Here is a 13,032-nt window from a genome sequence, read left to right as displayed (position 1 = left end):
ATTATGATTAAGTGGGCAGATATAATTCGTTTTACGAACAAAGGAAATCCAACTCCTGATAAAAGAGTGGAAAAAACACCTGAAGAATGGAAACAGATTTTAACTACTGAAGAATTTCAGGTAACAAGACTAAAAGGTACCGAAAGGTCTTTTAGTTCTGAACTTTGCAGTTTATTCGATCCGGGAATTTATGAATGCAAATGTTGTGGCACTTTACTTTTTGACGCAAGCGAGAAGTTTGAATCAGGAACGGGCTGGCCGTCTTTTACACAACCGCTAAAAGAAAATGCTATAGCTTATCATGCAGACAAATCATACGGAATGATTCGCGTTGAGGTAGTTTGCAATACCTGCGACGCTCATTTAGGACACGTTTTTCCTGATGGTCCTGAACCTAGCGGCCTGCGTTATTGTATTAATGCTATTTCCCTTTCTAAAATAAAAGAATAAAAAATCTAAAAAAGCGATTCCTTATAATTTAAAGTGAATCGCTTTTTTATTATAATTCATTTTTAAATGAGAATAAAATTTAAAAAAAGCTTTCAATTTAACTCCCGAAGAAAATACATTCCAAATTAACCTTAGGATTTAACTTACCAATTTTACAATTTTTTAAAATTAAATTGCAAACAAATTCAAAAAAAAATCAAAAAAGTAACGTTTCATTTCTATTATTTGCTTTAAATAACTACTACAAATCAGCAAAAAACCCATCTTCAAATCAAACCTAGAGAAACTTACAAAATAACATGACCCTTTAATGAGCGATTAAAACGGCTATTTACTATCCAAAACAATTAAAATCAATTGATTTAAAACAAGATAAGTGTACATCAATTCATCGGATGGTTACGATTTACAAGCATTTATATTGACCACTTAAAACCTACAAAATCCATAAATTAAAAACCGGTTTTACATTCGAAAATTCGAAAACAATCAAAAAATTAATAGAATTACTGTTAAAATTGTAATATTTAAACTATTATTTAAAATACTATTTAAAAAAGTTCAAAATAAGATTAGGTAATTTAAATCTAATTGATTTTATTTGGTGCGAAATAACCCCTAAAACAATTAAATTCATTCGATGAAATCCTATTCAATTCAAGAAATTAATGAAGTTATTAATGGCGTAATTTACGGCACGACTTCGCAAACCATTACAGCAACAGAACAATTAGAAAAAGCCACCACTTCTGAAATTTCTTTTATAGGAAATAAAAAATATGAAAAATTCTGGGAAGCTTCAAAAGCTTCAATTGCAGTTGTTAACGAAGACATTTCAATTGAACCTGGAGATAATCGTGCTTTTATTAAAGTAAAAAATGCTGATTTGGCTATGTCTCAAATTCTAGCACTTTTTGCTCCGCCTACCCCAATATTTCGCAATAATATCCATAAGTCAGCAAATGTTGATGAAACAGCTGTTATTGGAGAAGGTGCCAGAATTGGTGCAGGTTGTTATATTGGCCCTAAAGTTGAAATTGGTGCAAACACAACTATTTATCCAAATGTTACTATTCTAGACGAATGTACTATTGGTAAAAACACTATTATTTGGTCAGGAGCCGTAGTTCGTGAACGTTGTCATATTGGTAATGATTGTATCATTCACCCAAATGCTACAATTGGCGCTGATGGCTTCGGATTTCGTCCTTGCAGCGAAAAAGGCTTAGTTAAAATTCCACAAATCGGAAATGTAATTATCGGTAACGGAGTTGAAATTGGAGCAAATACCTGTGTCGATCGTGGAAAATTTAGTTCTACAGTTCTTGGCGACGGATGCAAAATCGATAATTTAGTTCAAATTGGACATAATAGTAAATTAGGTAAATTTTGTATTATGGCCGGAAATAGCGGTTTAGCCGGTTCTGTGACATTAGGAAACGGTGTAATTATTGGCGGAAGCGCTTCTATAAAAGATCATACAACTATTGGAGACGGTGCTATTGTTGGTGCAGGTTCTGGTGTTGTTGGTGATATTCCTGCCGGAAAAACAATGTTGGGATATCCTGCTGTCGAAGCTCGCGATGCATTAAAACAATGGGCTATTTTGAAAAGAATGGTTTGCGATTCAAAAAAATAAAACTCATTATTACATCAATATAAAATAAAAACAGAAGTTCGCTTCTGTTTTTTTTATGCTGTAAAGTAAAATCTAATCAAGTACAACAAATTTAAATTCGTCTGTTACTTCTTGCGGAAAGCATAAAAAAACGAACAGATGACCAATTAATATTTTCACTTCAGCAAAACATTTTATTATGCGGGTTTCAATTGATTTTGTAAATTAGCCAACACTATTTTGTAAAAACCACAATATATCATGGATTTAAACTTCAATAAAAACGAAGATCACAATAAACTATTACTTTCTGACTTAAAACAAAGATTTGCGAAGGTAAAACTGGGTGGAGGCGAAAAACGTATCGAAAAATTACACGCCGAAGGAAAAATGACAGCCCGCGAACGCATCGCTTATCTATTAGACGAAGGATCAAAGAATATTGAAATTGGAGGATTTGTTGGAGACGGAATGTATGCAGAACATGGTGGTTGCCCTTCCGGAGGAGTTGTTATCAAAATAGGCTACATACGAGGCAAACAATGTATTGTAGTTGCCAATGATGCTACTGTAAAAGCCGGTGCCTGGTTCCCTATTACCGGAAAGAAAAATCTTCGTGCGCAGGAAATTGCCATGGAAAACAGATTGCCTATTATTTATTTGGTCGACAGTGCTGGGGTTTACTTGCCTCTTCAGGATGAAATTTTTCCCGATAAAGAACATTTTGGCCGAATCTTTAGAAACAATGCCCAAATGAGCAGTATGGGCATTACCCAAATTGCTGCGGTTATGGGTAGCTGTGTTGCCGGAGGTGCTTACTTGCCTATTATGAGCGACGAAGCCTTAATTGTCGATAAAACCGGAAGCATTTTTCTTGCCGGAAGTTATTTGGTAAAAGCTGCCATTGGAGAAACGATTGATAACGAAACTTTAGGTGGCGCGACAACACATTGCGAGATTTCGGGTGTGACTGATTATAAGGCTAAAGACGATAAAGACGCATTAGATAAAATAAAAAATATAGTAGATAAAATAGGCGACTATGATAAAGCGGGCTACAACCGAATCAAATCTGAAAAACCTGCCTTAGAGCCTAAAGACATTTACGGAATTTTACCAAAAGCGAGAAACGAACAATACGATATGATGGAAATCATCAATCGTTTGGTTGATAATTCAGAGTTTGAAGCTTATAAAGACGGTTATGGTCAAACCATTATTACAGGTTATGCCAGAATCGATGGCTGGGCGGTAGGAATTGTTGCCAATCAACGAAAAGTGGTTAAAACCAAAAAAGGCGAAATGCAGTTTGGCGGAGTTATTTATTCTGATAGTGCCGATAAAGCCACACGATTTATTGCTAATTGTAATCAGAAAAAAATTCCGTTAGTATTTGTACAGGATGTTACCGGTTTCATGGTGGGATCAAAATCTGAACATGGCGGCATCATAAAAGACGGTGCTAAAATGGTAAATGCCGTTAGTAATTCGGTAGTACCTAAATTTACTGTAATTGTTGGTAACTCATACGGAGCAGGAAATTATGCTATGTGCGGAAAAGCCTATGATCCAAGATTAATTTTTGCATGGCCAAGTGCTGAACTTGCCGTTATGGGAGGAACTCAGGCTGCAAAAGTTTTAGCCCAAATTGAAGCTTCTTCGCTTAAAGCAAAAGGAGAAATCGTAGACGAAGCCAAAGAAGCAGAATTATTTAATAAAATTAAAGCAAGATACGATGAACAAACTTCTCCATATTATGCTGCTTCAAGATTATGGACAGATGCCATCATTGATCCTTTAGATACACGTACCTGGATTTCTATGGGAATTGAGGCAGCCAACCATGCTCCTATTCAAAAACAATTTAATTTAGGTGTTATTCAGGTTTAAAAATTCCTGATTCCCACAACAAGTTAAAAAAATACAAAAATCTCAATTTCAGACACTTAAAATTAAATATATCATTAAAAAGTAGTAACTTTAGATGTAATTTTTAATCACGTAGTATCATGGAAAATGTAAAAAGTTTAAATAAGTGGGCAAATGCGCACACTTATTTACCGGTTGATTTAGTACGTATTGTTTTGGGGGTATTTTTATTTATGAAAGGAGTTTCTTTCATAACCAATATTCAATATTTACATGATTTAATTTCTCCAATTGATCAATTTGGCGGCGGAATGTTTCTATTGCATTATATTGCACCAGCTCATATGATTGGTGGTATTATGATCTTTTTCGGACTGCTTACCCGCTGGGCAATCGCAGCTCAATTACCAATATTATTTGGGGCAATTCTCATCAATTTTATGGGACATATGCATTCTGAAAGCTTAATTTTGGCCATCGTCGTTTTATTAGTTTGTATTTTCTTCCTGTTTTACGGCAGCGGAAAACATTCGGCTGATTACTATTTCAAAATGCAACAGTAATTTTATTTTTTATCCTCAACTACTTCAAAATTTTGAGGATAACATAATAACACTACTTTTAAAGTTAATTAATTCTTTAAAATTTCTTTAATTGTATTTTATGAGTTAAATTCGCCACCATGAATTGGATTCGTAAAACTGTTATTTTTATATCACTTCTGATAATTGCTTTTTTTGCTGTCCAGGCAAACGAATCTTCTATTGAAATAACTGAAAGTCAAAAAACGGATACCAATTTCTCAATAGATCACGCCGATTCATTGGCTTTTATTCAACCGCAAACCACTTATCAGTTTTCTGCAAATATAAAATCAAGCTCATCTGGTTTAATCAAATGGTTTGATTCTTTAATGATGGTGATTCCACAGCACAAAGCCGTTCAATCAACATCAAACTTTGCCAATCAATTTGCAACTCAGAGCAAAAAAGTCCTTTTGATGCTCTATCCTTTCCATTTTTTCTGGTAGACATTTTATGAAATTTTAATTAAGGAAAAACTTTTCCTGATAAAGTGAGCCGTTTTCTATCATGAAAGCTGTTTCATATTTTATAATAATTTACCCAATTTTAAAATCAATGGAAACAAGTGTAACCATAATTGGTATTGTGATCGCGATCATAGTAGCCATTCCTGTATATTTTTCAGCACGAACGAGCGCTGCAAGCAAGTCAAAAATTTTAAACATAAAAAAGAAGTTCAGTCCAACACATCCGGAAGATTTCGATCTAACTGAATCTCAAAGTAACAAGACACTAACAATAGATCAAAAAAACAGAAGATTTATTTTAATGAATTTCAATCCTAATCAGCAAGAATCTACTTATGTAGATTTAAAGACTGTATCATCATCTAAATTAGTTTTAACCACTGAACGACCATCAGATACAATTATAAAAATCGACTTTGAATTTCAGGATAAAGAAACTTCTAAAAAAATTACAATACCGTTCTATGATTTTGATGATGACCGCATCAAGCAAATAAGTGCTTACCAAGATCATCAGTTTGCAAAAAAATGGCTTAAAATCATTCAAGATTCTATTTCACGTTAGTTATTTAATTCAGAAAAGAGGCTCCTAGTGAGTCTCTTTTTTTTGCTAAATATATGATATTTGTCATTTTCTGCGTCGTCCATAAATTCTAATTTTGAATTATACAAAATCCGACTTTATGAAAATCTCACTGACCCAAAAGTACAATGTTCCAGGTCCCAGATATACAAGTTATCCAACAGTTCCATACTGGAATGAAAGCGATTTTACTACTCAGGAATGGATAGCGTCTTTTCAGAAATCTTTTTCAGAAAGTAATGCTCAAAACGGAATTAGTTTATACATTCATTTACCTTTTTGCGAAAGCATGTGTACCTTTTGTGGCTGCAATAAACGCATTACAAAAAACCATTCAGTTGAAGAAACGTACATAAAAGCCGTCTTAAAAGAATGGGATTTATATTGTAATTTATTACCTCAAAAACCTCTTATAAAAGAAATTCATTTAGGCGGGGGAACTCCAACATTTTTCTCGACAAGCAATTTAGAATTTCTTATAAATAGTATTCTCTCTAAAGCAGACAAAGCTCTTAATTACGAATTTAGTTTTGAAGGTCATCCTAACAACACTACATATGAACAACTTAAAAAGCTTTATGATTTAGGCTTTCGCCGAGTGAGTTTTGGCGTTCAGGACTACGCAGAAAAAGTTCAAAAAGCAATTCACAGAATTCAGCCTTTTCATAATGTTGCAAAAGTAACTTTTTGGGCAAAAGAAATTGGTTATACATCAATAGGTCACGATATTATTTTTGGATTACCATTTCAAACGATTGAAAACGTAATTGATACTGTCGAAAAAACAAATTCTTTAAAACCGGATCGTTTAGCATTTTACAGCTACGCACATGTCCCGTGGATAAAAGGAAACGGTCAACGCGGATTTAATGAAGAGAATCTTCCTAAAGATGCTGAAAAACGAAAACTATACGAAACAGGGAAACAAATGCTTTCTCAAAATGGTTACCACGAAATTGGTATGGATCATTTTGCGCTGGTTTCTGATAGTTTATACAAAGCAACAGCCAATAAGGAATTGCATCGAAATTTCATGGGTTACAGTGCCTCAAAAACGCAGCTTATGATTGGTTTGGGAGTTTCATCTATTAGCGACAGCTGGTACAGTTTTGCTCAAAACACAAAAAGTATCGAAGAATACTATCAATTGCTAGAAGAGGACAAATTGCCTGTTGTAAAAGGCCATATTTTAAGCAATGAGGACTTAATCATTAGAAAACATATACTAAATCTCACCTGTGAATTTGAAACTTCCTGGAATAATGAATCATTATACTTTAAAGAAATTTCGAATGTATTAGAAGATCTAAAAGAAATAGAAAAAGATCAACTGATTATAATCGAGGAAGGTAAAATAAAAATCACAGAAGCCGGAAGACCTTTTGTTCGAAATATTTGTATGGCATTCGATTTACATCTAAAAAGAAAATCACCGGAAACAAACTTGTTTTCGATGACAGTTTAATGACAATTAGGAGTTCCTTGCACAAACAAACTCATATTCGACGGAGAAATATAAGGAATTCCTAAACCTAGTCCTCTAAGGACAAATAAAACACCAATTACTACAGCAACATACGGAATTGCCTTTTGGATTTTATTTCTGAAAGGCAATTTTATTAATGAATGTACATAAACAACAATCGTCATTAAAGGAACTGTTCCCAGCCCAAACAAAATCATATACAAAACCCCAAAGCTGGCACTTTGCATGGCGATCGCTCCAAATAAGGCTACATATACCATTCCGCAAGGCAAAAAACCATTTAATAATCCTATTGTAAAAAGGGATTTAAATGTTTTCTTTTTAAATTGATTTCCTAAACCTGATTTTACTCTGGAGATAATTTTATAAACCGGTTTTGAAAAATTGTACTTTGAAAAAACTTTCTCCGGAATCAAAACTACAAGAATCATCGCCAAACCAATAAAAACAGACATCTTCTGCTGTAGTCCGGCCAGGAAAAAACCTCTTCCTAATAATCCAAAAATAAGTCCGACTGATGCATACGCAGTCAGTCGTCCTAAATGATATGTTATGATCTGCGTAACTTTTTTTGCTTCATTTTGATGATCTACAGGTAACATCATAGCAATTGGTCCGCACATTCCTATGCAGTGCAAACTACTTATTAAACCTAATATGAAAGCTGAGTATAGCATTTATTATTGCTTTTCTGTTTGCCACAGATTAATAGGGCTAAAATGATTTAAAACATTTTTAATTTAATGCATTTATCATTTTACATAAATCACTTCTTTTGATAGGTATTTTGTCCCTTTATATTCCCATTCCATATTAACATCCCAACGCCCTTTAATTAATTTCTTTTGCGGAATAAGCAAAGACGAATTAGTCAAAGCAATTTGAGTATTAAAATCAAATTTTTTATTTGAAGGTCGGTATAATGAAACATTTCCTTTTATTTTATCATTTTCAAAAGTGGCAGGAAAAGCAATTTTCAAACCATTCTCTGTATATGTAATAGAAGGTCTTTGCTGCAAATCATGAGCATTTTGAATTCGGGCCATTTCATCCTGAAAATGCGAATCGTGTTTGTAATATTCTTCTACAACTAAATCATTATCATATTTACTATTCGACTGAACTTCGAAAACAAAATATAAAATAAAGCTCATAAACAATGCAAATGCTATGACAATTCCGGTTCCCCAATTTATTTTCATGATAGTATATTTTAATTAAAACTTCGCGGTCCTAAAAAATTAGTTGTGGTAGTTTCGAGTAATTCTGTACCGTTATAAACTCCAATTTTAACTTTGGTTTTATCGCTTTCCAAAAGAAGCTTATTGATTTCTATAAATAATGTTCCTTGTGAGATTCCTTCTTTTAAAACTTTAAAATGCTGTTTCCCAACATTGTTAATATTCCCTTTTTGATCAATTAATTCAAAATGGATATCATGGTAATCTTTCATCGTTTTATTAACGATTTTATAGGTATAAACATTACTAATCATATCGCCTTTATGCTGAAATAACTGACCTGGTAAACGTAAAACAACTGCCTGAACATCGGTTCTCAAAAACAACATTCCAACAAAAACGCTTAATAAAATGAACAAAACCGCAGTATAGCCTTTCATTCTTGCTGTAAACTTAAAAGATGCTTTTTTTGCAATTTCATCTTCAGATGCATATCGAATAAGGCCTTTTGGTAAACCTACACTTTCCATTATTGTATCGCATTCATCAATACAGGCGGTACAATTGGTACATTCTAACTGAGTACCGTTTCGAATGTCAATTCCCATTGGGCAAACATGTACACATTGATGACAATCAATACAATCTCCTTTTCCAGTAGTTGCTCTATCTTCTTTTTTATTGAATTTCGCGCGACCGGCTTCTTTTTCTCCCCGAACAAAATCATAAGCTACATTAATAGATTTATCATCTAAAAGTACACCTTGCAATCTTCCATATGGGCAGGCAATAATACAAACCTGTTCACGAAACCAAACAAAAACAAAATAGAAAACTCCAGTAAAAATAAGCAATGCAATAAAATTACTAGCTTGCTCAATTGGTCCTTGTTCGACCATTAAAAAAAGCTGGTCACTACCTACTAGATAGGCCAGAAAGATATTTGCAATACCAAATGAAATCAGAAAAAAGATAGTCCATTTAATTAATCGCTTTCTAATTTTTTCGGCATTCCATTCCTGTCTTGCCAATCGCGACTGCGCACCGCGATCACCATCAATCCAATATTCAATTCGTCGAAAAACCATTTCTAAAAAGATAGTTTGCGGACAAATCCATCCACAAAAAATCCTTCCAAAAACCACGGTAAATAAAATTATAAAAACAATACCAACAAGCATTGAAATTACAAAGAGATAAAAATCCTGCGGCCAAAACGGAAATCCAAAAATATTAAAACGTCGCTCCATAACATTGAACATCATGAATTGGTTTCCGTTTACTTTTATAAATGGGTTTGCAATTAAGATGGCTAACAATATGTAGCTAACTATTTTTCTATATTCATAGAATTTACCAGACGGTTTTTTAGGGAAAATAAATTTTCGATTACCTCCTTCATCAATAGTTCCGATGGTATCTCTAAAAGCTTCGTCTGGTAAATTTGACATGATTTTTGTAATTATTTTTTAACTTCAGTACTATCCTTTGGTGTACTTGCTGTGGTATCTTTTGTTGGAGCAGTTTCATCAACCCAAACTTCTCCTTCTGATTCTTTTGGATCTTTTGGATTACTTCCTTGCAAGGACAGAATGTAACTCGCTACTTTTTGAATTTCTTTAGGTTTCAAAGTTCCCTTCCAGGCAATCATTCCTTTACCGTCACGACCTCCATTAGTTATGGTATGAAAAAGATTTTTAATTCCTCCACCCAAAATCCAACGATTATCAGTTAGGTTTGGTCCAATTTGTCCTCCGGCATCAGCGCGGTGACATGCAGCACAATTTGTTGTAAAGATTTCTTTACCTGCTGCTAAATTTTCAGGGTCAGTTAGTAAAACAACTGTTTTTTCATCCATTAAATCCGGCGCTGTTTTCAGGTATTCATCTACATCAATTTTTGCCTGAGCCATTTCTTTTTTAAGCTCCATCTCCTGATCATCTCCACCAAAAACCTCATAACGGGCAAAATAAATCACTCCAAAAACGATGCAGATATAGAATAAATATACCCACCATGGCGGTAAATTGTTATCTAACTCTTTGATGCCGTCATAGTCATGATCCATTAACAAGTCACCTTCTTTTTCTATAGGTTGGGTTTTAGTAAGCTTCTGCATTAAATCTTTATACCAGGTGCTTTCTGTTAAACTCAAGCTATTTTCATATTCCAGTTTTGCCTTTTCTTCGGGTGACATCAATTGGTACATAATGCGGTTCACTGCACTTAATGTAATTTCAATCGCAATCAGAATAAATAGAAAAACAATTAAAAAGAGGGCAACCATTGGGTACTTAATAAAAGCTGGTCTATCACCTGAATCTATAAAGTATTCCATTAGAGCAAATACGATGAAGAAAATAATCGGTACTCTTACATATACTGGGAAAAACTTTTTCATTTTTAAATATCTTTTGAAATTATACTACATCCTTCATCTAATGGTATTTCACTCATTTCCTGTATTTTTTCTTTTTTATATGAGAATACCCATAAGCCCAATCCAACAAAAAAGAAAAAGAATATCAAGAGAGAAAGTATCGGGTAAATTGCTATACCCGAAATAGTTTCCATATTGTGTTTTATTTGTTCAAACATAATGCTGTTATTTAGAAGTCTCTTTTACTTTAATATCAGTCCCAAGTCTTTGTATATAAGCGATCAAAGCAACAATTTCTCTTTCATTCATCGGAACGAATTTTTCACCTTTTGTAGCTGCTTTTTTCTTGCTTTCCTCATAACTTTTTACAAAGTCAGGATCGTTTTCTAAGCTCTTCTCAATTGCAAGAGCCTGAGTTCTTAATGTTTTTTGTGCATTGGTAATATCAGATTCTGTATAAGGAACCCCAAGTGTAACCATAGCTTGCATTTTCTTTTGAGTTAATGAAATATCCATTGGCTCATTATCAAATAACCATTTATAACCTGGCATAATAGAACCGGCTGAAATACTTTGTGGATTCCAGAAGTGGTTAAAATGCCAATTGTCATTATATTTTCCACCTACTCTTAATAAATCCGGACCTGTACGTTTTGATCCCCATAAGAATGGATGATCGTAAACAAACTCACCTGCTTTAGATTGCGGACCATAACGCTCGACCTCACTTCTAAAAGGACGAACTGACTGCGAGTGACAACCCACACATCCTTCTCTTATGTATAAATCACGCCCTTCTAATTCTAAAGGTGTATAAGGCTTAACACTTGATATGGTTGGAATATTTGACTTAACCATAATTGTCGGTACAATTTGAATAATACCTCCAATTAAAATAGCAATTGTAGCTAAAATGGTTAACTGAATTGGTCTTCTTTCTAACCATGTATGGAATTTTTCACCTTTTAATCTTCCAGTGCTTATTCTTTGTAAAGCCGGAGCCTGTGCTAGTTCATCTTCGATTGTATCACCCGCTTTTACGGTCATTATAATATTGTAAACCAATGTCAGCATTCCAATAAGATACAAAGTACCTCCTATTGCTCTCATCCAGTATAACGGCATGATTGCTGTAACTGTTTCCAGGAAATTACCATAAGTTAAAGTACCGTCAGGGTTGAACTGTTTCCACATTGAAGCTTGCTGAAAACCTGCCACGTACATTGGTAAAGTATATAAAATGATTCCTAACGTACCAATCCAGAAATGGAAATTCGCTAATTTTTTAGAAAACAATGTGCTTTTTGTCATTCTTGGAATCAACCAGTAAATAATACCAAAAGACATAAATCCATTCCAGGCTAGTGCTCCCACGTGTACGTGAGCAACGATCCAGTCTGTATAATGCGCGATAGCATTGACATTTTTTAAAGAAAGCATTGGACCTTCAAAAGTGGCCATTCCGTAACCAGTAACGGCTACCACAAAAAACTTTAGAACCGGCTCCTCACGAACTTTGTCCCAAGCTCCTCTTAATGTTAAAAGTCCGTTGATCATACCTCCCCAAGATGGGGCAATAAGCATTACCGAAAATGCAACACCTAAATTTTGAGCCCAGTTTGGTAAAGCTGAATATAATAAGTGGTGTGGTCCTGCCCAGATGTAAATAAAAATCAAAGACCAAAAGTGAATAATTGATAATCTATAAGAGTAAACCGGACGGTTTGCAACTTTTGGAATAAAGTAATACATTAGACCTAAAAATGGAGTTGTAAGGAAAAATGCAACCGCATTATGTCCGTACCACCATTGCACCAAGGCATCTTGAACACCGGCGTAAACAGAATAGCTTTTTAAAGCTGATACGGGAATTTCGATATTATTAAAAATATGCAAAACGGCTACTGTAACAAATGTGGCAAGGTAAAACCAAATTGCAACATATAAGTGACGTTCTCTACGACGTAACATTGTACCTATCATATTGATTCCCATAACTACCCATATAAGGGCAATAGCGATATCAATAGGCCATTCTAACTCAGCGTATTCCTTAGATGAAGTAAATCCTAAAGGCAATGTAATCGCTGCAGCGACAATAATAAGCTGCCAACCCCAAAAATGTACATTACTTAAAAAATCACTAAACATTCTTGCTTTTAGCAATCGCTGAAGTGAGTAATACATTCCTGCAAAAAAAGCGTTCCCAACAAAGGCAAAAATAACAGCGTTGGTATGCAAAGGTCTTAATCGACCGTAGCTAAGCCACGAAATACCATCTGTCATGTTGGGAAAAAGGTACATAACCGCTAAGGTAAGCCCCACTAACATACCAACTACCCCAAAGAGAATAGTGGCGTAAATGAATTTTTTTACAATTTTGTTGTCGTAATAAAACTGTTCCATTTCCATAA

General features: G+C 34.1%; 13 protein-coding genes. 7 read left to right on the top strand and 6 right to left on the bottom strand.

The features are described 5' to 3' along the window. The first annotated feature begins 3 nt into the window (after window positions 1-3). The 7 genes from msrB (at window position 4) to hemN (ending at window position 7,036) form a co-directional block, all read left to right on the top strand. A complete protein-coding gene (gene msrB, locus FLP_RS02480) occupies window positions 4-450 on the top strand; it encodes a peptide-methionine (R)-S-oxide reductase MsrB (RefSeq protein WP_065447917.1) in 447 nt (148 codons plus the stop codon). Between the two features lie 640 nt (window positions 451-1,090). Next, window positions 1,091-2,089 (top strand): UDP-3-O-(3-hydroxymyristoyl)glucosamine N-acyltransferase, encoded by a 999-nt coding sequence (lpxD, locus tag FLP_RS02475; protein WP_065447916.1) that lies wholly within the window; start codon window positions 1,091-1,093, stop codon window positions 2,087-2,089. A gap of 240 nt (window positions 2,090-2,329) precedes the next feature. Next, a complete protein-coding gene (locus FLP_RS02470) occupies window positions 2,330-3,958 on the top strand; it encodes an acyl-CoA carboxylase subunit beta (protein ID WP_065447915.1) in 1,629 nt (542 codons plus the stop codon). A 119-nt stretch (window positions 3,959-4,077) separates the two neighbouring features. Continuing rightward, window positions 4,078-4,500: a DoxX family protein gene (locus tag FLP_RS02465; protein WP_065447914.1), complete on the top strand. Its 423-nt coding sequence runs from the start codon at window positions 4,078-4,080 to the stop codon at window positions 4,498-4,500. Window positions 4,501-4,619: 119 nt separating this feature from the next. Further along, window positions 4,620-4,967, top strand: a complete 348-nt coding sequence (locus FLP_RS02460) for a hypothetical protein (RefSeq protein ID WP_065447913.1) — start codon at window positions 4,620-4,622, stop codon at window positions 4,965-4,967. A gap of 109 nt (window positions 4,968-5,076) precedes the next feature. Then, window positions 5,077-5,553, top strand: a complete 477-nt coding sequence (locus tag FLP_RS02455) for a hypothetical protein (protein ID WP_065447988.1) — start codon at window positions 5,077-5,079, stop codon at window positions 5,551-5,553. Window positions 5,554-5,671: 118 nt separating this feature from the next. Then, complete coding sequence (hemN, locus tag FLP_RS02450) at window positions 5,672-7,036, top strand: oxygen-independent coproporphyrinogen III oxidase (RefSeq protein ID WP_065447912.1); 1,365 nt, start codon at window positions 5,672-5,674, stop codon at window positions 7,034-7,036. On the opposite strand, the gene FLP_RS02445 is transcribed toward hemN, so the two are convergent. The 6 genes from FLP_RS02445 to ccoN form a co-directional block, all read right to left on the bottom strand. Then, window positions 7,033-7,734, bottom strand: coding sequence for a sulfite exporter TauE/SafE family protein (locus FLP_RS02445; RefSeq protein ID WP_065447911.1), 702 nt, complete (start codon window positions 7,732-7,734; stop codon window positions 7,033-7,035). The two genes, hemN and FLP_RS02445, sit on opposite strands and share 4 nt — an antisense overlap. Window positions 7,735-7,809: 75 nt before the next feature. Beyond that, on the bottom strand, window positions 7,810-8,259 hold the full coding sequence (locus tag FLP_RS02440) for a FixH family protein (RefSeq protein WP_065447910.1): 450 nt from the start codon (window positions 8,257-8,259) through the stop codon (window positions 7,810-7,812). 11 nt (window positions 8,260-8,270) lie between these two features. Continuing rightward, a complete protein-coding gene (gene ccoG / locus FLP_RS02435) occupies window positions 8,271-9,689 on the bottom strand; it encodes a cytochrome c oxidase accessory protein CcoG (protein WP_065447909.1) in 1,419 nt (472 codons plus the stop codon). Between the two features lie 11 nt (window positions 9,690-9,700). Beyond that, a complete protein-coding gene (locus FLP_RS02430) occupies window positions 9,701-10,639 on the bottom strand; it encodes a cbb3-type cytochrome c oxidase N-terminal domain-containing protein (RefSeq protein ID WP_065447908.1) in 939 nt (312 codons plus the stop codon). Window positions 10,640-10,641: 2 nt separating this feature from the next. After that, window positions 10,642-10,836 carry a cytochrome C oxidase subunit IV gene (locus tag FLP_RS02425; RefSeq protein ID WP_065447907.1) on the bottom strand — a complete coding sequence of 65 codons (195 nt, stop codon included), beginning with the start codon at window positions 10,834-10,836 and terminating at the stop codon, window positions 10,642-10,644. A 7-nt stretch (window positions 10,837-10,843) separates the two neighbouring features. Then, window positions 10,844-13,030, bottom strand: coding sequence for a cytochrome-c oxidase, cbb3-type subunit I (gene ccoN / locus FLP_RS02420; RefSeq protein ID WP_065447906.1), 2,187 nt, complete (start codon window positions 13,028-13,030; stop codon window positions 10,844-10,846). Window positions 13,031-13,032: the final 2 nt, after the last annotated feature.

The organism is Flavobacterium piscis (assembly GCF_001686925.1).
Lineage (GTDB): Bacteria > Bacteroidota > Bacteroidia > Flavobacteriales > Flavobacteriaceae > Flavobacterium > Flavobacterium piscis.
The sequence above is the reverse complement of the archived record's forward strand: the minus strand, read 5'-3'. Positions and strand labels throughout refer to the sequence as shown.

Bases quoted from the DNA above. Each gene is read 5' to 3' on its own strand.
- msrB (WP_065447917.1), top strand. From the start codon at position 4: ATGATTAAGTGGGCAGATATAATTCGTTTTACGAACAAAGGAAATCCA.
- lpxD (WP_065447916.1), top strand. From the start codon at position 1,091: ATGAAATCCTATTCAATTCAAGAAATTAATGAAGTTATTAATGGCGTA.
- FLP_RS02470 (WP_065447915.1), top strand. From the start codon at position 2,330: ATGGATTTAAACTTCAATAAAAACGAAGATCACAATAAACTATTACTT.
- FLP_RS02465 (WP_065447914.1), top strand. From the start codon at position 4,078: ATGGAAAATGTAAAAAGTTTAAATAAGTGGGCAAATGCGCACACTTAT.
- FLP_RS02460 (WP_065447913.1), top strand. From the start codon at position 4,620: ATGAATTGGATTCGTAAAACTGTTATTTTTATATCACTTCTGATAATT.
- FLP_RS02455 (WP_065447988.1), top strand. From the start codon at position 5,077: ATGGAAACAAGTGTAACCATAATTGGTATTGTGATCGCGATCATAGTA.
- hemN (WP_065447912.1), top strand. From the start codon at position 5,672: ATGAAAATCTCACTGACCCAAAAGTACAATGTTCCAGGTCCCAGATAT.
- FLP_RS02445 (WP_065447911.1), bottom strand. From the start codon at position 7,734: ATGCTATACTCAGCTTTCATATTAGGTTTAATAAGTAGTTTGCACTGC.
- FLP_RS02440 (WP_065447910.1), bottom strand. From the start codon at position 8,259: ATGAAAATAAATTGGGGAACCGGAATTGTCATAGCATTTGCATTGTTT.
- ccoG (WP_065447909.1), bottom strand. From the start codon at position 9,689: ATGTCAAATTTACCAGACGAAGCTTTTAGAGATACCATCGGAACTATT.
- FLP_RS02430 (WP_065447908.1), bottom strand. From the start codon at position 10,639: ATGAAAAAGTTTTTCCCAGTATATGTAAGAGTACCGATTATTTTCTTC.
- FLP_RS02425 (WP_065447907.1), bottom strand. From the start codon at position 10,836: ATGTTTGAACAAATAAAACACAATATGGAAACTATTTCGGGTATAGCA.
- ccoN (WP_065447906.1), bottom strand. From the start codon at position 13,030: ATGGAAATGGAACAGTTTTATTACGACAACAAAATTGTAAAAAAATTC.